Source organism: Demequina silvatica, from assembly GCF_000971215.1.
Taxonomy (GTDB): domain Bacteria; phylum Actinomycetota; class Actinomycetes; order Actinomycetales; family Demequinaceae; genus Demequina; species Demequina silvatica.
In genome coordinates, this window is record NZ_BBMA01000008.1 from 99,460 (window position 1) to 118,141 (window position 18,682).

Annotated in this window: 20 protein-coding genes; 4 read left to right on the forward strand and 16 right to left on the reverse strand. The window is 73.1% G+C overall.

What is annotated here, in order from left to right; translation table 11 throughout:
- Position 1: 1 nt before the first annotated feature.
- A complete protein-coding gene (locus AOM05_RS11740; protein WP_062522456.1) occupies positions 2-805 on the reverse strand; it encodes a hypothetical protein in 804 nt (267 codons plus the stop codon).
- Between the two features lie 85 nt (positions 806-890).
- Between AOM05_RS11740 and serA the strand changes: the two genes are divergently transcribed.
- Together serA and AOM05_RS14655 are read left to right on the forward strand one after the other, a co-directional pair.
- Positions 891-2,096, forward strand: a complete 1,206-nt coding sequence (gene serA, locus AOM05_RS14650) for a phosphoglycerate dehydrogenase (RefSeq protein ID WP_062522528.1) — start codon at positions 891-893, stop codon at positions 2,094-2,096.
- 101 nt (positions 2,097-2,197) lie between these two features.
- Positions 2,198-3,796 (forward strand): DEAD/DEAH box helicase, encoded by a 1,599-nt coding sequence (locus AOM05_RS14655; RefSeq protein ID WP_228373290.1) that lies wholly within the window; start codon positions 2,198-2,200, stop codon positions 3,794-3,796.
- On the opposite strand, the gene nrdR is transcribed toward AOM05_RS14655, so the two are convergent.
- Both nrdR and AOM05_RS11760 read right to left on the reverse strand, forming a co-directional pair.
- Positions 3,759-4,244: a transcriptional regulator NrdR gene (gene nrdR / locus AOM05_RS11755; RefSeq protein ID WP_062522460.1), complete on the reverse strand. Its 486-nt coding sequence runs from the start codon at positions 4,242-4,244 to the stop codon at positions 3,759-3,761. The two genes, AOM05_RS14655 and nrdR, sit on opposite strands and share 38 nt — an antisense overlap.
- A 56-nt stretch (positions 4,245-4,300) precedes the next feature.
- Positions 4,301-4,615, reverse strand: coding sequence for a LysM peptidoglycan-binding domain-containing protein (locus AOM05_RS11760; RefSeq protein WP_062522463.1), 315 nt, complete (start codon positions 4,613-4,615; stop codon positions 4,301-4,303).
- A 177-nt stretch (positions 4,616-4,792) separates the two neighbouring features.
- Between AOM05_RS11760 and lexA the strand changes: the two genes are divergently transcribed.
- Positions 4,793-5,545 (forward strand): transcriptional repressor LexA, encoded by a 753-nt coding sequence (lexA, locus tag AOM05_RS11765; protein WP_062522465.1) that lies wholly within the window; start codon positions 4,793-4,795, stop codon positions 5,543-5,545.
- Here lexA and AOM05_RS11770 read toward each other — a convergent pair.
- Both AOM05_RS11770 and hflX read right to left on the reverse strand, forming a co-directional pair.
- A complete protein-coding gene (locus tag AOM05_RS11770) occupies positions 5,542-7,473 on the reverse strand; it encodes an ATP-dependent DNA helicase (protein WP_062522467.1) in 1,932 nt (643 codons plus the stop codon). The genes lexA and AOM05_RS11770 overlap by 4 nt on opposite strands.
- A complete protein-coding gene (gene hflX / locus AOM05_RS11775) occupies positions 7,470-8,972 on the reverse strand; it encodes a GTPase HflX (protein ID WP_062522468.1) in 1,503 nt (500 codons plus the stop codon). Before hflX ends, AOM05_RS11770 begins: the two co-directional genes overlap by 4 nt.
- Before the next feature lie 100 nt (positions 8,973-9,072).
- Here hflX and AOM05_RS11780 point away from each other — a divergent pair, with 100 nt between their 5' ends.
- The gene (locus AOM05_RS11780; protein ID WP_062522470.1) at positions 9,073-9,660 is read left to right on the forward strand and encodes a class I SAM-dependent methyltransferase; all 588 of its coding nucleotides are present in this window, start codon (positions 9,073-9,075) and stop codon (positions 9,658-9,660) included.
- A gap of 7 nt (positions 9,661-9,667) precedes the next feature.
- Here AOM05_RS11780 and AOM05_RS11785 read toward each other — a convergent pair whose 3' ends face one another.
- The 11 genes from AOM05_RS11785 to pgsA all read right to left on the reverse strand — a co-directional run bounded on the left by AOM05_RS11785 (position 9,668) and on the right by pgsA (position 18,609).
- Positions 9,668-10,273, reverse strand: coding sequence for a YdeI/OmpD-associated family protein (locus AOM05_RS11785; RefSeq protein WP_062522471.1), 606 nt, complete (start codon positions 10,271-10,273; stop codon positions 9,668-9,670).
- A 2-nt stretch (positions 10,274-10,275) separates the two neighbouring features.
- On the reverse strand, positions 10,276-11,139 hold the full coding sequence (dapF, locus tag AOM05_RS11790; protein ID WP_062522473.1) for a diaminopimelate epimerase: 864 nt from the start codon (positions 11,137-11,139) through the stop codon (positions 10,276-10,278).
- Between the two features lie 13 nt (positions 11,140-11,152).
- A complete protein-coding gene (gene miaA / locus AOM05_RS11795) occupies positions 11,153-12,097 on the reverse strand; it encodes a tRNA (adenosine(37)-N6)-dimethylallyltransferase MiaA (protein ID WP_062522475.1) in 945 nt (314 codons plus the stop codon).
- Between the two features lie 2 nt (positions 12,098-12,099).
- A complete protein-coding gene (miaB, locus tag AOM05_RS11800) occupies positions 12,100-13,608 on the reverse strand; it encodes a tRNA (N6-isopentenyl adenosine(37)-C2)-methylthiotransferase MiaB (protein ID WP_062522477.1) in 1,509 nt (502 codons plus the stop codon).
- Positions 13,609-13,611: 3 nt separating this feature from the next.
- Entirely contained in the window at positions 13,612-15,072 is a 1,461-nt protein-coding gene (rny, locus tag AOM05_RS11805; RefSeq protein WP_062522479.1) for a ribonuclease Y, read from the reverse strand.
- A gap of 30 nt (positions 15,073-15,102) precedes the next feature.
- Positions 15,103-15,657 (reverse strand): regulatory protein RecX, encoded by a 555-nt coding sequence (locus tag AOM05_RS11810; RefSeq protein ID WP_062522481.1) that lies wholly within the window; start codon positions 15,655-15,657, stop codon positions 15,103-15,105.
- A 3-nt stretch (positions 15,658-15,660) separates the two neighbouring features.
- The gene (recA, locus tag AOM05_RS11815; RefSeq protein ID WP_062522483.1) at positions 15,661-16,752 is read right to left on the reverse strand and encodes a recombinase RecA; all 1,092 of its coding nucleotides are present in this window, start codon (positions 16,750-16,752) and stop codon (positions 15,661-15,663) included.
- Positions 16,753-16,929: 177 nt separating this feature from the next.
- Entirely contained in the window at positions 16,930-17,163 is a 234-nt protein-coding gene (locus AOM05_RS11820; RefSeq protein WP_062522485.1) for a DUF3046 domain-containing protein, read from the reverse strand.
- 4 nt (positions 17,164-17,167) lie between these two features.
- Positions 17,168-17,479, reverse strand: coding sequence for a helix-turn-helix domain-containing protein (locus AOM05_RS11825; protein WP_062522487.1), 312 nt, complete (start codon positions 17,477-17,479; stop codon positions 17,168-17,170).
- Between the two features lie 91 nt (positions 17,480-17,570).
- Positions 17,571-18,053: a CinA family protein gene (locus tag AOM05_RS11830; RefSeq protein ID WP_062522489.1), complete on the reverse strand. Its 483-nt coding sequence runs from the start codon at positions 18,051-18,053 to the stop codon at positions 17,571-17,573.
- On the reverse strand, positions 18,040-18,609 hold the full coding sequence (pgsA, locus tag AOM05_RS11835; RefSeq protein ID WP_062522491.1) for a CDP-diacylglycerol--glycerol-3-phosphate 3-phosphatidyltransferase: 570 nt from the start codon (positions 18,607-18,609) through the stop codon (positions 18,040-18,042). Before pgsA ends, AOM05_RS11830 begins: the two co-directional genes overlap by 14 nt.
- Positions 18,610-18,682 lie beyond the last annotated feature (73 nt).

The following is an 18,682-nucleotide window of genomic DNA, read 5'->3' on the forward strand; positions in this document are numbered from 1 at the left end:
CCTAGCGGCCCTCGCACCCGCCCGCGCCCGCGAGCGCGAGGCCCGCGAGGTCGCCCGGGCCCCAGTCGATGAGGCTGAGGTTTGACTCGTGCATGAGCTCGTGCTTGTCGCCCACGTGGGCGAGGCCCACGACGTGGCCCAGCTCGTGCTCGACCACGGCGCGCGCGAGGTCGTCGCCGTCGTCGCGGATGTCCGCGACGTCCTCCCAGTCGATGATGAGCACGCCGGACCGGAGGTAGCGGTCGTCCCCGTACGCCCCGGGGACGGCGCTCGACCCGCCCAGGCCCGTCACCGTGCCCGCGAGGTCGGGGTTCTGCGCCTCGCTCTGGAAGCCGATGACGATGGGCGCGAAGCGGTCGCCGTACCGGCCCTGGACCAGGTCGCGGTCGAAGGACGCGGTCTCGTCGGTGAGCCCCTCGTACTCGAACGCGAGGCCCGTCACGGAGGACACGTCCGCGACGGCCTCGTGGATGATCGGCTCGAAGCCGTCGGGCATGTGGGCCGGCGAGATGACGTAGGAGAGCGCGCGGCACGGGTCGTAGCGGACCGGTCCGCCGCCGGCGCCCCCGTCGGGGAACAGGAAGTCGTACGAGCCCGTGGTGGTGGCCGTCACCACCGGCAGGACGCGCTCGGCGTCGCCCTGCGCGACGGGGATGCGCACCGTCTGCCCCTCGGCCTCGATCACGTTGCGGGGCGTGCCCCAGTGACGGACGTCGGACCAGGTGACGCCGCGCCACATCGCGCCGGCGACGAAGAGCGCGGCGCAGATCAGCGTCACCACCACCATCCTGCCCGCCGAGCTCATGCGGACACTCTGCCATGACCGCGGGCACCCGCTCGCACGCCTCGCACCCGGTCCGAGTTGGAGAAGCGCGCAGAAGTGCGAGACGATAACGCCCGTGCGCGCACTCCTTCTAGAGAACCTCTCCACCAAGGCCACCGAGATCCTCGAGGCCGCCGGCATCTCCGTCGAGAACCACGGCGGCGCGATGGACGAGGACGAGCTCATCGAGGCCCTTCAGGGCGTCCAGCTCCTCGGCATCCGCTCGAAGACCCAGCTCACGGCGCGGGTGATCGACGCGTGTCCCGACCTCATCGGGGTGGGCGCGTTCTCGATCGGCACCAACCAGATCGACCTCGCGCACGCGGCGCGCAAGGGCATCGCGGCGTTCAACGCGCCGTTCTCCAACACCCGCTCGGTGGTGGAGATGGCCGTGTCGGAGATGATCTCCCTCACCCGCCGCCTGCCCGACCACAACCGCAGCCTCCACGAGGGCGTGTGGTCGAAGTCGGCCTCCGGCGCGCACGAGATCCGCGGCCGCACCCTGGGCATCGTCGGCTACGGCAACATCGGCTCGCAGCTGTCCGTCATCGCCGAGGCGCTCGGCATGAACGTCATCTTCTACGACAGCGCGGAGAAGCTCGCGCTGGGCAACGCCACCCCGATGCCGTCGCTCAACGCCCTGCTGGCGGAGGCCGACGTGGTGACGCTCCACGTCGACGGCCGCTCGGGCAACAAGGGCTTCTTCGGCCCCGAGCAGTTCGCCGCCATGAAGGACGGCGCGATCTTCCTCAACCTCTCCCGCGGGTTCATCGTGGACCTCGAGTCGCTCAAGGCGGGCCTCGAGTCCGGCGCGATCGGCGGCGCGGCCCTCGACGTGTTCCCCGAGGAGCCCAAGAAGACGGGCGACCCGTTCGAGTCGCCGCTCCAGAACATGCCCAACGTCATCCTCACCCCGCACATCGGCGGGTCCACCGAGGAGGCGCAGCGGGACATCGGCATCTTCGTCGCCACCCGCCTGCGCGACTACGTGTTCCACGCCTCGACGTCGCTCAGCGTGAACCTGCCCACGCTGTCGCTCGACCAGGTCCAGGGCTCGCACCGCGTCGCCCACCTGCACGAGAACATCCCCGGCGTCCTCGCGGCCGTCAACCAGGTGTTCGCGGCCCACAACGTCAACATCGACGCGCAGCTCCTGGGCACCCGCGGCGAGCTCGGCTACGTGGTGACGGACGTCGCGTCCGGCCTCGACAAGGACGCCGTCCAGGCCCTGTCGAGCATGCCGGGCACCGTGCGTCTGCGGGTGCTGTCATAGCCGCGCCCGACCTCGCCGACGCCGTCCCGTTCGCGGAGCTCGGCCTTCCCGACGCGCTCGTCGACGCGCTCGAGCGCCACGGGATCGTCACCGCGTTCCCCATCCAGGCCGCGACCATCGCCGATGCGCTGGCGGGCCGGGACGTGCTGGGCAAGGCCCGCACGGGCTCGGGCAAGACGCTCGGCTTCGGCCTGCCCGCGATCGTGAGGCTCGCCGCGGGCCCCCGGCCGGAGAAGCGCCGCCCCAAGGCGATCGTGCTGGTCCCCACCCGGGAGCTGGGCATGCAGGTGTCCGACGCGCTCGAGCCGTACGCGCACGCGATGCACGTGTCGCTCAAGCTGGTCGCCGGCGGCCTGTCGATGTCGAAGCAGATCCAGGCGCTCGAGCGGGGCGTCCACCTGGTGGTGGCGACCCCCGGCCGCATGGCGGACCTGGTCCGCAACGGCCACGCCGACCTGTCGGAGCTCGAGCTCATCGTCATGGACGAGGCCGACCACATGGCCGACATGGGCTTCATGGACGAGATCACCGAGATCCTCGCCGGCGTGCCCGAGGGCGGCCAGCGGCTGCTGTTCTCCGCGACCCTCGACGGCGACGTCGACCGCCTGGTCAAGCAGTACATGAACGCGCCCGTCACGCACGACGTCACCGGCGGCGACGACCAGCCGGCCACCATGCGCCACGTGGTGCTCAACGTGCCGCCGCACGCGAAGTACCAGCTGGCGACGCGGATCGCCGCACGCGAGGGGCGCACCATCGTGTTCGTGCGCACCAAGCTCGCGACGGAGCGCATCGCCGACGAGATGCGCGAGGCCGGCGTGCTGGCCCTCGCGATCCACGGCGACCGCTCGCAGGCCGAGCGCAACTTCGCGATCTCCTCCTTCCGCGCGGGCGACGTGCCCGTGCTGGTCGCGACGGACGTCGCGGCGCGCGGCATCCACGTGGACCACGTGGACCTGGTCATGCAGATCGACCCGCCGGCCGACCACAAGGACTACCTCCACCGCTCGGGCCGCACGGCGCGCGCGGGCGAGGAGGGGCTCGTGGTCACGCTGGTCCTCCCCCACCAGCGCCGTTCCACCGACCGCATGCTCGAGCAGGCCGGCGTCGACGTCACGTTCCGCAAGGTCCGCGGCGAGGACGACGAGTCGCTCGCGATGATCACCGAGCTCACGGGGGCCAGGGAGCCGTCGTGGCAGCCGGTGCGTGAGCCGCGCCCGCAGCGTCCCGAGCGTCGGGGCAGGTACGACCGGCCCGGTCGCGGCGACCGCCCGGGACGTGGGGACCGCGGCGACCGCGCGGGGCGCGGTGACCGGCAGCGCCAGGAGCGTCGCTGGGAGGACCGTCCGGCGCGTCAGTGGGACGACCGTCCGCGGCGCGACGACCGCGGCGACGACGCCCGTGCCTCGCAGCAGCGCACCGAGGAGCGCCTCACCCGCAGGGAGCGGGAGCTCGCCGACCGCGAGGCGGCGCTCGCCGCGCGCGAGCGGGGCCTGTCCGAGCGCGAGGCGCGGCTCGACGACCGTGGCCCGCGCCGCTACGACGACCGGCAGGGCGGCTACGGCGGCTCGCGCGGCAAGGGCCGCGACGAGCGGTCGCGCGACGGTGGGCCCACCCAGAAGAGCTACGGCAAGAAGCCCACGAAGGGCGGCTACGACAGCTCTACTCGGAAGCCCCGGAAGCCTCGGAACGGGCGCTAGCCGCGTCCTCCTCGCGGAGGCGCGCGATCGCGGCCTCGAAGTCGTCCAGGGTGTCGAAGCCCTGGTAGACGCTCGCGAAGCGCAGGTAGGCGATCTCATCGAGCTCGCGCAGCGGCGGCAGGATCGCGAGGCCGACGTCCTGGGCGTTGATCTCGGCCTGACCGCTCGCGCGCACGGTCTCCTCGACGCGCTGCGCGAGCAGGGCGAGCTGGTCGTCGCTCACGGGGCGGCCCTGGCAGGCCTTCTTCACACCGGACACGATCTTGTCCCGGCTGAACGGCTCCGTCACGCCGTTGCGCTTGACCACCGAGAGGCTCGCGGTCTCGACCGTGGTGAAGCGCTTGCCGCAGGCCGGGCACTCGCGGCGGCGGCGGATGGACGAGCCGTCGTCGGCCGTGCGCGAGTCCACCACGCGCGAGTCGGAGTTGCGACAGAAGGGGCAGTGCATGCGCTCACTCTGCCACGAAGGGCCGTGAGCGCCCAACAGCCGCCCCGCGCCGTAGGTCAGGAGACGGGCACGTAGATCTGCTGGCCGGCGATCAGCGCGGTGTCGGACATCGCGTTGAGGTGCTGGATGTCGGCCATGGTGTCGCGGACGTCATCCCCCGCCTCGGTGCGCGCGGCGGCGATGTCCCACAGCGTCTCCCCCGACCCGACGGCGTACACGTCGACGGCTGCCGGCTCCGTCGCGCCGTCCGACGCGAAGGCCTGGGGCCCCAGGATCGCCGCGCCGACGAGCAGCACGAGGACGGCGACCACCCTCCCGGCGCGCGTGCGCCGTGCCTGGGCCTCCGCAGTCTGCGGTGCGTAGATGCTCATCTCTGCCTCCTCGATTCGAACAGGTGTTCTATCGAACGTGTGTTCTAGTTCTAGCACCAGCCTCCGACGCTGGCAAGACACGCTCGAACATATGTTTGATTTCCACCAGGGATTCCCCTAGCGTCGAACCAAGGAGACCACCGGGGTCTGACATCCACTCCACGGGAGGAAGCAGCCATGGCGCAGGGAGCGAAGCCGCGAGGCGGGACGGGCGCCGGACGCGCCACCGAGGCGACCGTCCACGAGCTCCGCGACCCCGCGACCGGCCTGACCGCACGCCAGCGCGCCGTGGTCGACTTCATCCGCGCGACGGTGCTGGACCGCGGCTACCCGCCGTCGATGCGCGAGATCGGGGACGCGGTGGGCCTCACCTCCCCGTCCTCGGTCAAGCACCAGCTCACCGCGCTCGAGGCCAAGGGGGTCCTGCGCCGCGACCCGCACCGGCCCCGCGCGATCGAGGTGGTGCTGCCGGGCGAGGAGCCCGCGACCGCACCCGCCGCACCCGCTGCCGAGGCGACGCCCGCTGCCGGCGCGACCGGCGCATCGTCCGCCGACAACGTCCACCTGGTGCCCCTGGTGGGCCGCATCGCGGCCGGTGGCCCGATCCTCGCCGAGCAGGAGGTCGAGGACACGTTCGCGCTCCCCCGCCAGCTCACGGGCGACGGCGAGCTGTTCATGCTGCAGGTGTCCGGCGACTCGATGATCGACGCCGCGATCTGCGACGGCGACTGGGTGGTGGTGCGCCGTCAGAACGCCGCGGAGAACGGCGACATCGTGGCGGCGCTGCTCGACGACGAGGCCACCGTGAAGACCTTCCGCCGCAAGGACGGCCAGGTGTGGCTCATGCCCCACAATCCCGCGTACACGCCCATCGACGGCACGCACGCGACCGTGATGGGCAAGGTCGTCTCGGTGCTGCGCCGGGTCTAGCCCGCCGCGAGCCTCCCGAGGGCGCCCAGCGCGACCTCGCGGTCCGTGGTGGGCCACAGGTCGGGCATGGAGCGCGTGAGGAAGGCGCCGTAGCGCGCCGTCGCGAGGCGGGGATCGAGGACGGCGACCACCCCTCGGTCGGCGCTGGACCGGATGAGCCGGCCCGCGCCCTGCGCGAGCAGCAGCGCGGCGTGCGTCGCGCTCACGGCCATGAAGCCGTTGCCACCGCCCGCCGCGACGGCCTCGGTGCGGGCCTGCGCGACGGGCTCGTCGGGACGCGGGAACGGGATGCGGTCGATCACCACGAGGCTCGCGGTGCGGCCCGGCACGTCGATGCCCTGCCACAGCGATGTGGACCCGAACAGGCAGGTGGGCTCGTCCTCGGAGAACCGCTTCACCAGCGTGGGGAGCTGGTCGTCGAGCTGGTAGAGCACGGGCACATCGAGCCGCTCGCGCATCGCCTCGGTCGCGGCCTGTGCCGCCTTGTGCGAGGAGAACAGACCCAGCGTGCGGCCGCCGGCGGCGCGGATGAGGGCCTCGAGCTCGTCGAGAGCCTCCTCGGAGATGCCGCCCATGCCCGGCTTGGGCAGGTGCTTCGCGACGTACAGGATGCCCTGGCGCGGGTAGTCGAACGGGCTGCCCGCGTCGAGCGTGGTGGGGTGGTCGACGCCCAGGTGGCGCGAGATCGCGCCGAAGTCCCCGCCGAGCGCGAGGGTCGCGGACGTCATGACGGACGCCTTCTCCTCGAGCAGCTTGGCGCGGATGAGGCCGGCCACGTCGAGGGGCGCGGCGACGATGCGCTCGGGGACCTGGGAGTCGTAGTCACCGTCGCGCGGCGCGAGCCAGATGACGTAGCGCCCGTGCTCGCCCTGGAGCTCCTCGCACACGTCGTGGACGGCTCCGAGCGACGCTGCGGCCACCTTGCCGCCGGCGCCGAGCTCCTCGGAGCGCTTGGTGATCTCGGAGACGCACGCGCGCACCGCCGCACGCACCTCCTCGACTGCCATGGCCAGCGCGTCGGGCAGCCCGAGGCGCAGGCGCCCCGGCGAGCAGTCGCCCAGCGCGCCGTCGAGGTGGCGGGCGGCGCGGTCGAGGTCCTCGGAGGCGATCCCGCAGCGGCGGGCGTCGCGGGCCGCGCGGTCGACGGCGGTCACGGTGAGCTCGTGGGTCGCGGAGGACGTGATGCGGCTCACGAGCTCGTGGGCCTCGTCGACGATCAGCACGGAGTGCTCGCCGATCATGTCGTGGCCCGTGGCCTGGACGCCCAGCACGGCATGGTTGGTCACCACGACGTGCGCCTGCGCGGCCTGCTCACGGACGCGCTGCGAGAAGCATTCGGCGAGCACCGGGCACTTCTGGTCGAGGCACTCACGCCCGTTGACGGACACCTGCGCCCACGCGCGGCCGCTCACACCCGGCACCAGGTCGTCCCTGTCGCCCGTCTCCGTGGTCTCGGCCCACTCGTTGAGGCGGACGATCTCCCGTCCCAGGTCGCTCGTCGGGCCCACGGGCAGCATGGTGTCGTCGGGCTCGTCGGGGTAGCCGCCGGCCATCTTGTGCACGCACAGGTAGTTGCCGCGACCCTTGAGCAGGGCGATGCGGGCGCGCGTGCCCAGCGCCGGCTCGAGCGCCTCCGCCACGAGGGGCAGGTCCTTGGTGAAGATCTGCCGCTGCAGCGCGAGCGTCGCGGTCGACACCACGACCCGCGTCCCGGTGCGCACCGCGTGAGCGACCGCCGGGACCAGGTAGCCGAGCGACTTCCCGGTGCCGGTGCCGGCCTGCACGAGCGCGTGCTCGTCGCCGGCGAGCGCGTCGGTGACGGCGCGCGCCATGGCGAGCTGCCCCTCGCGGGGCTCGCCGCCCAGCGCGCCGACCGCGCGTTCGAGCAGCGCGTCCGCATCGTGGGAGGCGTCGAGCTCCGCCGTCACAGCGACGCCGAGGGCACGCCGGCCTCCTCGAGGCGGGCCGCGAGGCCCGCGTCGACGAGCGCGGTGAGGTGCGTCCCCTCGGCCACGTGGGCCTGGGCGAGCACCTCGCCGTGGCGGTGCACCTCGCTCACGAGGTCGCCCCGCGTGTACGGGACCACCACGTCGACGGTGACCTCGGGGCGTGGCAGCTCGCGGCCGACGAGCTCCATGAGCTCCTCGATGCCCTCACCCGTGAGCGCGGACACCTCGATGGTGATCTCGCGTCGCGCGCGCAGGCGCATGAGCGTCTCGGGATCGGCGATGTCGGCCTTGTTGAGGACCAGCACCTCCTTCACCTGGTCCGCGCCGGGCACGTCCGCGAGGACCTCGCGGACCGCGCGGATCTGGCTCTCGGGGTCGGGGTGCGAGGCGTCGACCACGTGCAGCATGAGGTCCGCGTGCGCGACCTCCTCGAGGGTCGAGGCGAACGCGGCGACCAGCTGGTGCGGCAGGTCGCGCACGAAGCCGACCGTGTCCGACACGGTGAACTCGCGGCCGTCCGGGGTCTGGGAGCGGCGCACGGTCGGGTCGAGGGTCGCGAACAGCGCGTTCTCGACGAGCACGCCCGCGCCCGTGACGCGGTTGAGCAGCGACGACTTGCCGGCGTTGGTGTAGCCGACGATCGCGACGTTGGGCAGCCCGAGGCGCTTCTCGCGGCGGACCTGGCGCGCCGGCTCCATCGCCTTGATGTCGCGGCGCAGCTGGGCCATGCGGGTGTGGATGCGGCGGCGGTCGAGCTCGATCTTGGTCTCGCCGGGGCCGCGCGAGCCCATGCCCGCGCCGGCGCCGCCCACCTGGCCGCCCGCCTGACGGGACATCGACTCGCCCCAGCCGCGCAGGCGCGGCAGCAGGTACTCGAGCTGCGCGAGCTCGACCTGCGCCTTGCCCTCCTTGGACTTCGCGTGCTGGGCGAAGATGTCGAGGATGAGCGCGGTGCGGTCGATGACCTTGACCTTGACGACGTCCTCGAGCGCGCGCCGCTGGCTGGGCGCGAGGTCGTCGTTCACGATCACCGTGTCCGCGCCCACGGCGGCGACGATGTCGCGCACCTCATGCGCCTTGCCCTTGCCGATGTACGTGGCGGGGTCCGGGTGCGGGCGACGCTGGAGCACGCCGTCGAGCACCTCGGAGCCGGCGGTCTCGGCGAGCGCCGCGAGCTCGCGCAGCGAGATCTCCGCGTCCTCGGAGGTGCCGTGCGACCACTGCCCCACCAGGACCACCTTCTCGAGGCGCAGCTGGCGGTACTCGACCTCGGTGATGTCCTCGAGCTCGGTGGAGAGGTTCTGGACGCGACGCAACGCCGCGCGCTCCTCGCGGTCGTACTGGTCGCCGTCGTAGTCGGTGCGGGCGGTGCCGCCCTCGGCGACGGCGGTGCCGGCGCGCGAGAGCACCCGGTCGATCACCGCGTCTGCGCGGCTGGTCTCGGGCGTGTCCTGGTGGTCTGCTGCTGTGTCGCTCATACCCCTCCATTGTCGCACCCCGTCCCGACCGCCACGAGCGGCTGTGGAGGGACGATGCGGCGGGCACCCGGGCACGATCGCGGGCGATACGCTCGGGGGCGTGAGCGAGGACCACTACTTCACCGCGCGCCCCGCCTCCGCGGACGAGCGCCGCACCATCACCGTCACGCTCGCCGGCCGCGAGGTCGAGGTGGAGACCGCCCCGGGCATCTTCTCCCCCGGCCATGTCGACCTCGGCACCCGCGTGCTGCTGCGCCAGGTCCCCGAGCCGCGCGGCCGGCTCCTCGACATCGGTGCGGGATGGGGCCCCATCGCCCTCGAGGCCGCCCTGCGCGGCGCATCGTCCGTCACGGCCGTCGACGTCAACGAGCGCGCGCTGGACCTGCTGCGCCGCAACGCGGCGCGGCTCGGCGTCACGGTCACCGCGGCGCTGCCCGACGAGGTTCCTGCGGACGCGACGTTCGACACCGTCTGGTCCAACCCGCCCATCAGGATCGGCAAGGACGCGCTCCATGCGCTGCTCGCGACGTGGCTGCCGCGCCTCGCGCCCGGCGGCGAGGCGTTCCTGGTGGTGCAGAAGAACCTGGGCGCGGACTCGCTCGCGGCCTGGATCGCGGCGCAGGGGTGGGGCACGGTGGAGAAGATCGGCAGCTCGAAGGGCTTCCGCGTCCTGCGCATCAGCGCCTGAGGGCCGCTCAGCCGCGCGGCCGCCACTCGTTGGCGCGCTCCCCGCGCGACGCCTTGTCCGCGGTCTCGGCGATGCGCCGCGCGCGCGTCTCGGGGCGCTTCGCCTGCACGATCCACTGGAGCAGCGCCTTGCGCGCCGACGGCGGGAAGCCGTCCCACGCCTCGCGGGCTCCCGGGGTCGCGTCCAGCGCAGCGATCAGGTCCCCGGGCTCGACGGCGTCCTCGACCTCGTCGAGGAGCGTCCACGAGCCGTCCGCCTTGGCCCGCGCGATCGCCGCCCGGCCCGCCGGAGCCATGAGCCCGTCACGTTCGAGCTCGACGATGCGCAGCTTGTTGGGGCGCGCCCACCCGGACCCCGGCCGGCGCGGCGAGAAGTAGAGCATGGTGCGGTCCTGGTCGAGCTTCTGCGGCCGCGAGTCGATCCATCCGAAGCACAGCGCGCCGCGGACGAGGCCGTCGTAGTCGAGCTCCGCGGCCGCGCGCGGCCCGCGCCAGCGCACCGACCACACGCCCGCCGCCGCGGCGTGATGCGCGGCCAGCCACGCGTGCCACTCCGCGGCGTCCTCGGGATGCACCCGCGGGACGCCGTCCTCGCCCGGCTCGACGGGGTGCACGGTCAGCCCGGCAGGCTCACGGTCCCCGTCGCGACCAGCACCGCGGGCCCCTCGAGCACCGTGGATCCCCCGTCGATGCGCACGGTCACCACGCCGCCGGGCACCTCGACGTCCCACACGTCGGGCGCACCGGCACCGCCCCACGCGCGCATCGCGAGGGCCACCGCGCACGCGCCGGTGCCGCACGACCGGGTCTCGCCCGATCCCCGCTCGTGCACGCGCATGCGCACGCGCCCGCGGTTGACGCCGTCCACCTCCGCATGGCCCAGGGCGACGGCGAACTCCACGTTGGTCCCCTGTGGCGGGACCGGGTGCACCTGCGGCGCGACGGTGAGGTCGAGGGCCTCGAGCTCGGCGGTGTCCGCCAGGGCGACCACGTGGTGGGGGTTGCCCATGTCGACGCTGAGCGCGGGCCGCACCGGGTCGAGCCCGCGCGCGGCGACCTCCGAGTCGAAGCCGTCGGTCGTGTCGCCGATCCGGTACTCGCCCATGCCGATCGCGTAGCGCCCGTCGCCCAGCGACGTCACGCGCCTGGGGCCGCCGCGCGTCGCGAAGTCGAGCCCGCCGGCGAGGTCCTCCCCCGCCTCGGCCTCGAGGAACGCGCCGAACACGCGCGCGCCGTTGCCGCACATCTCCGAGGTGGTGCCGTCCGAGTTCCAGTAGTCCATGAACCATGCCTCAGGGTCCGCGCCCGCGCCCGCCTCGAGCGCCCCCGCCCGCACCGCGCGGATCACGCCGTCCCCACCGAGACCCGCGCGACGGTCGCTGAGGAACCGCACCGTGTCCGGGGTCAGGTCGAGCAGCCCGTCGGGGTCGAACAGCAGGACGAAGTCGTTCTCGGTGCCGTGGCCCTTGGTGAACCTCATGCGCCCAGCCTAGTCAGGGGGTCCGACGGTGAGCGTCGGCCGCCCGCACCAGGGACGATGCGTCGGCGGCGGCCCTCGCGACGTCGCCGTGGTCGTGGGGCGCGTCGATCCAGCGCACGCGCGGGTCCGGCCGGAACCACTGCGCCTGCTTGCGGGCGAGGCGGCGCGTGTGCTGCGCGATGAGCGCGCGCGTCTCGGAGGCGTCCAGCTCGCCGGCGAGGTGCCGCAGCGTCTCCGCGTAGCCCACGGCACGGCGTGCGGTGACGCCGTCGCGCAGGCCGTGCGCCTCGAGCGAACGGACCTCGTCCAGCAGCCCGGCCTCCCACATCGCGTCGACCCGGGCGTCGATGCGGGGGTCGAGCATCTCGTACGGCAGGTCCAGCGCGATGGTGAGCGCGGGCGCGGCGTACTCGTGGCGCGGCAGGGAGCTCTGGGTGGACCCGGTGAGCGCGATGATCTCCAGCGCCCGCACCAGCCGCTTGACGTTCTGCGGCGGGATCTTCGCGGCCGCCGCCGGGTCCGCGGCGACGAGCTCGCGGTGGAGCGCGCCCGGGCCCTCGGCCTCGGCGCGCGCCTCGAGCGCGGCGCGCAGCTCCGGATCGGTGCCGGGGAACTCGAAGCGGTCGAGCAGCGCGCGCAGGTACAGCCCCGATCCCCCGACCACGATCGCCCGGCGGCCGCGCGCGTGGATCGCCGCGATGTCCGCGCGCGCCTCCTCCTGGAAGCGGGCCACCGATGCGTCCTCGTGGACGTCGAGCATGTCCATCTGGTGGTGCGGGATCCCGCGGCGCTCGGCGCCCGGCAGCTTCGCGGTGCCGATGTCCATGCCGCGGTAGAACTGCATCGAGTCCGCGTTGACCACCTCGCCGTCGAGCAGCTCCGCGAGCTCGAGGCTGAGCGCGGACTTGCCCGTCGCGGTGGCGCCGACGACCGCGATGATCACCGGCGCGTCGTCCATGGTCACCCGCGACGGAGCGAGGGCAGGCCGAGCGCGACCGGGCCGGCGGGCGCGCCGGCGCCGGTGCCGCACGAGTCCCCGCTGTGGTCGTGATCGCCGGCCTGGGCGGCGTCCCACGCGTCGCCCGCGCGGGTGCGACGCACCCGGTAGGGACCGCCGTCGAGGCCGGAGTCGGCGATGAGGTGGTGCGGCGCGCCGTGGGTGACGCGGACCGTGACCATGTCGCCGGGGCGCGGGACGTCGGCGCCGTCGGGGACGGTGAAGTGCACGAGGCGGTTGCCGGGCTCGCGGCCGCTCATGCGGGCGGAGTCGCCGTCCTTACGGCCGCCGCCGTCGAGGACCATGAGCTCGAGCTCGCGGCCCACGAACCGCTGCGAGTCCTCGAGGGTGATGCGTTCCTGGAGGGCGAGCAGCCGCTCGAAGCGCTCCTGCACCACCGCCTTGGGCAGCGGCTCGAGCTCGAAGGCCGGGGTGCCGGGGCGCGGCGAGTACTGGAAGGTGAAGGCGGAGGTGAAGCGGGAGGCCTCGACCACGCGCATGGTCTCCTGGAAGTCCTCCTCGGTCTCGCCGGGGAAGCCCACGATGATGTCGGTGGTGATGGCCGCGTCCGGCATCGCGGCGCGCACGCGCTCGATGATGCCGAGGTACTTCTCGGAGCGGTACGAGCGTCGCATCGCGCGGAGCACCCGGTCCGAGCCGGACTGCAGCGGCATGTGGAGGCTGGGCATGACGTTCGGCGTCTCCGCCATGGCCTCGATGACGTCGTCGGTGAACGCGGCCGGGTGGGGCGAGGTGAACCGGACGCGCTCGAGGCCCTCGATCTCGCCGCACGCGCGCAGCAGCTTCGCGAACGCGCCGCGGTCGCCGAACTCGACGCCGTAGGAGTTCACGTTCTGGCCCAGCAGCGTGACCTCGACGGCCCCCTGGGACACGAGCGCCTCGACCTCGGCGAGGATCTCCCCCGGCCGGCGGTCGCGCTCCTTGCCGCGCAGCGACGGCACGATGCAGAACGTGCAGGTGTTGTTGCAGCCCACGGAGATCGACACCCAGCCGGAGGCGATCGCGTCGCGGCGCGACGGCAGGGTCGACGGGAAGACCTTGAGCGACTCCTCGATCTCGACCTGCGCCTCGGCGTTGTGGCGGGCGCGCTCGAGCAGCACCGGCAGCACGTCGATGTTGTGCGTGCCGAACACGACGTCCACCCACGGGGCACGGTTGACGATCTCCCCGCGGTCCTTCTGGGCGAGGCAGCCGCCCACCGCGATCTGCATCCCGGGCCGCTGCGCCTTGACGGACGCGAGCTGGCCGAGGTTGCCGTACAGGCGGGTCGCGGCGTTCTCGCGCACGGCGCAGGTGTTGATCACCACCACGTCGGCGACGTCCGCGCCCGCGGGCGCAGCGCTGTAGCCGGCGCCCTCGAGGAGGCCGGCCATGTGCTCGGAATCGTGCACGTTCATCTGGCACCCGAGGGTCTTGACCAGGTAGGTGGGTGCGAGGGCGGTGTCAGTCATGCGCTATCCGGCGACGGCGTCCGCGCGTAGCTCGCGGATCACGGTCACCTTGATCTCTCCGGGAAAGGTGAAGTCCTTGGTGATGTGCTCCGCAATTGTACGCGCCAGCGCCTGGGTCCCCTGGTCGTCGATCTCCTCGGGCTCCACGATCACGCGGACCTCGCGACCGGCCGCCATGGCCAGCACGCGGGTGACGCCGTGGTGCTCGAGCACCAGCCGCTCGAGGTTCTCCATGCGGTTGATGTAGGAGTCGAGGTCCTCGCGGCGCGCGCCGGGGCGCGACGCGGACAGGGCATCGGCGACCTGGACGATCACGGCCTCGAGCGACTCGGCCGGCACCTCGTCGTGGTGGGCGGCGACGGCGTTGACCACCGCCGGCTCCTCGCCGTGCTCGGCGAGGAAGGCCGCCCCGAGCGCGGCGTGCGTGCCCTGCTGCTCGTGGGTGAAGGCCTTGCCCAGGTCGTGGAACAGCGCGCCGCGGCGCGCGAGCTCGACGTCGGCGCCCAGCGCGGCGGCGATGTCGGCGGCCATCCGGGAGGTCTCGACCAGGTGGGCGAGCACGTTCTGGCCGTAGGACGTGCGCAGGCGAAGGCGGCCCAGCACGTCGACGATCTCGGACGGCACGCCGGACACCCCGGCCTCGGTGAGCGCGTCGAGCCCGGCGGCACGGTGGCGCTGGAAGGACCCCGCGACCGCGCGCGCGTAGGCGGCCTCGACGCGCTGCGGCTGGATCCGCCCGTCCTCGACGAGCGCGGCGAGCATCACCTGCGCGATCTCGCGGCGCTCCGGATCGAAGCAGGACAGCTGGACGGCGTTCACGCCCTCCTCGACGATCACGGTGACACCGGTGAGCGCCTCGAAGGCGCGGATGTTGCGACCCTCACGGCCGATGATCCGGCCCTTCATCTCCTCGCTGGGCAGGTCCACCCACGCGGTCGCGTGCTCGGCGGAGGAGGCGGCCGCCTGGCGCTGCATCGCGTCGACCAGGATCTCGCGGGCGCGATGCTCCGCGGTCGCCTCGGTGCGGCGCTCGAGCCGGCGGAGCTGCACCTCGGCGTCGTGACGCGCGTCCTCCAGCATCTCCGCGACCAGCTCGGCGCGCGCCTCCTCGGGCGTGGTCTGCGCGACCTCGGCGAGGGCCCGCGCGCGGTCCTGGGCGATGCGGGCGCGCTCGGCGTCCAGCCGCTTCTCGTCGCGCGCCACCACGGCGGCGCGCTCCTCGAGCGAGCGCGCGTACTGCTGCGCGTGGCGCTGGTCGCTCGCGACGTCCTTCTCGCGCTGGTGGGCGTGCTCCTCGCGACGCTTCGCGTCGGCGAGCCGCGCCTGCACGTCCTCGCGCACCTGCTGCGCCTCGCGACGTGCGGCATCGCGCTCGGCGGCGGCCTCCCGGCGGGCGAACACGACGAGCAGGAGCGCCACGAGGCTGGCGCCCAGGAGCACCAGGATCGTCAGGGTCTGCCCCACCGGCCGCTCCTCCTGTTCCCGCGCGACGGACTACTCGTCCTGGCTATCGGCATCTCGCAAGTGTTTCACGAGGGCGAAGGCGAGAGAACTTGGGTAACCCTTGCGGCCGAGCATCGCGACCACACGCCTGGTGCGCACCTCGACGGGGTGCGCGGCGAGCTGATCCCACCGCCGCCGCGCGAGCTCGCCCGCGCGGTCACGCTCGTCCTCGTCGTCGATCTGGTCGAGCGCGGCGCCGATGTGGTCCTCGTCGAACCCCTTGCGGGAGAGCTCCTGCCGGATGGCGCGCCGCGACTGGCCGCGCTCGGCGTGGCGTGTGCGGACGATGGTCGCGGCCAGCCCAGCGTCGTCGATCAGGCCGACCTCCGCGTAGCGGTCGACGATCGCGTCCGCGAGCCCCGGCTCGACGCGCTTCGCGACCAGCGCGTCGCGCAGCTGCGTCGACGAGCGCGACGCACGCGTGAGGATCCCGAGCGCGAGCTCGCGCGCCTTCTCGGGGTCGGTGATCGGCGGGGCCTCGGCGTCCCTCGCGGGCGCGCGCCGTGATCGGCGGCGCCCGCGCGGGCTGTCGTGGGAGTCCGTCATGGGCTAGAAGTCGTTGCGACCCTTCTTGCCGCGCGCGGGCACGGGGGCGTCGCCCTCGGCCTCGGCGGCGGGCGCCTCCTGGCTCGCCTCCCCCGCGGGCACGCCGACGCCGAGCTTGGTCTTGACCTTGCGCTCGATCTCGTCCGCGAGCTGCGGGTTGTCCTTGAGGAAGTTGCGGGCGTTCTCCTTGCCCTGACCCAGCTGGTCGCCCTCGTACGTGTACCAGGCGCCCGACTTCTTGACGAAGCCGTGCTCGACGCCGAGGTCGATGATGCCGCCCTCGCGCGAGATGCCCTGGCCGTAGAGGATGTCGAACTCGGCCTGCTTGAAGGGCGGGGCCATCTTGTTCTTCACCACCTTGACGCGGGTGCGGTTGCCGACGGGCTCGGTGCCCTCCTTGAGCGTCTCGATGCGGCGCACGTCGAGGCGGACGGAGGCGTAGAACTTGAGCGCCTTGCCACCGGTGGTGGTCTCGGGGCTGCCGAAGAACACGCCGATCTTCTCGCGGAGCTGGTTGATGAAGATCGCGGTGGTGCCGGTGGTGTTGAGCGCACCCGTGATCTTGCGCAGCGCCTGCGACATGAGGCGCGCCTGGAGGCCCACGTGGCTGTCGCCCATCTCGCCCTCGATCTCCGCCTTGGGCACGAGCGCCGCGACCGAGTCGATGACGAGGATGTCGATGCCGCCGGAGCGGACCAGGATGTCCGCGATCTCGAGCGCCTGCTCGCCGGTGTCGGGCTGCGACACGATGAGGTTGTCGATGTCGACGCCGAGCTTGCGGGCGTACTCGGGGTCGAGCGCGTGCTCCGCGTCGATGAACGCCGCGGTGCCGCCCTGCTTCTGCATGTTGGCGACGGCGTGGAGCGCCACCGTGGTCTTACCGGAGGACTCGGGGCCGTAGATCTCGACGATGCGGCCGCGCGGGAGGCCGCCGATGCCGAGCGCGATGTCGAGCGCGAGAGAGCTGGTGGGGATGGCCTCGACGGGGACGACCGTCTTCTCGCCCATCCGCATCGCCGAGCCCTTGCCGAACTGGCGGTCGATCTGTCCGAGCGCCGCCTCGAGGGCCTTGGAACGGTCCGCTGCTGCTGCCATGTCGCTTCCTCACATCCATCCGTGGCTGGTCTGCCGTGTGTCGAGGACGACGCTACGCCGACCCTCTGACAGTGCGGCGGCACGGTCCCCGGCTGGGGAGGAGCACCGCCGCGTGGTGTCCTGTGGACCACGCTATATCGAACAACTGTTCGAAGGGAAACGACACGCCGGGGGCGTTCAGCGCGGCGGCGGCACCATCCGCTCGCGGTCACCGCCGTCGCGCAGGTGGAGGGGCACGCTCATCTGCTCGCACCAGGCATGCCACACGTCGCGGGGCGCATGGCCCGCCTCGAGCGCGGCCGCCGGCGTGAGGGAGTCGAACTCGTCGAGCGACAGCTCCCGCGCGAGCGTGCGCGCGTACGCGTCGCCGAAGACCGCGTCGGCCAGCAACCAGAACTCGCTGAGGCGCACGTCCCTAGCGGGAGCGCATCGAGCTGAGCAGCTCGGGCACGGTGTCGGGGATCGACGGCATCACGGACACGCCCGCGAGCGACTCGGCGGCCTCGAAGCGGTCGGACACCTCACGCAGGATGGTCGACATGGGCATGTCGAGGGCTTCGCAGATCGACGCGAGGAGCTCCGAGGAGGCCTCCTTCTGACCGCGCTCCACCTCGGAGAGGTACCCGAGGGAGACGCGCGCGCCGGAGGAGATGTCGCGCAGGGTCTTGCCCTGCGTGAGGCGCGCGTCGCGCAGAACCTCGCCGATCTCGTTGCGAAGCACAGGCATGCGGCCTCCCCTCATCACTGTCATGCGGCCCTTGTCCATGCTGACACAACGCACCATACCCCACCCTTGTTCCGCCGCCGTCGCGTGGGGGTTACATCAATGTGACATCGCCCGCAAGGGACTCGAGGACCAGGGCGAGGGCGGCGTCCACCGCGCCCGCTCGCACGGCCTCGCGGCCGCCCGTGATGTCATGCCGGCTGCTGGTCTCCCCCGCGGATCGCGAGACCGCCACGTGGACCCGGCCCACGGGCGCGCCGCCGTGCGGCTCCGGCCCCGCGACGCCGGTGGTCGCGACGCCGAGGGTCGCCCCGGTGGCCTCGCGCACGCCGCGCGCCATCGCCTCCGCGACCTCCCCGGACACCACCCCGGCGGCGGCGATCAGGGCGGGGTCGACCCCGAGCAGCCGCGCCTTCATGTCCGCGGTGTAGGCGACGATCCCCCCGCGCACCACGGCCGACGCGCCGGGGACGGAGACGAGCGCGGAGCACACCGCTCCCCCGGTGAGCGACTCCGCCGTCGCGACGGTCGCCCCCCGCGCGAGGAGCGCCGCGACGACCTCGTCAGGCAGCGGCATGGCCGTCGGCGCGCTGGCCTCGGGCGGCCCGGAGGATCTTCACCGTGTAGTCGACGCCGGTGACCGCCGCGATCGCCGTCGCGAGCAGCAGCACCCACCACGCCGCGGTGTCGATCCAGGCGGGCATGCCGGGAGCCAGGTACATCCCGATCGCGATGAGCTGGGCGATGGTCTTCACCTTGCCGCCGGGTGAGGCGGGGATGACGGTGTCGGACGCGACCAGCAGCCGGCCGACCGTGACCCACAGCTCGCGCACCGCGATGATCGCGACGGGCCACCAGGGGATCCCGTCGACCACCACCAGCACCGCGAGCACGCCGAGCACGAGCGCCTTGTCCGCGATCGGGTCCGCGAGCTTGCCGAACGGGCTCACCACGCCCCATCGGCGCGCGAGGTAGCCGTCGAAGAAGTCGGTGACAGCCGCCAGGATGAAGAGCGCGAAGGCCCACCACCGCATCGGCCCCTCCTCGCCCGCGTCGGCCGCGAGCAGGACGAGCACCACCGGCACCATGACGAGCCGGGCGACGGTGAGCACGTTGGGAACAGCGGAGGTCACGGCACACACCCTAGTGCGCGTGTGCCTTCCGCGGGTGCGCGGCCCGGCGTCGCGGGGCGGGTCGCGCGCGCCG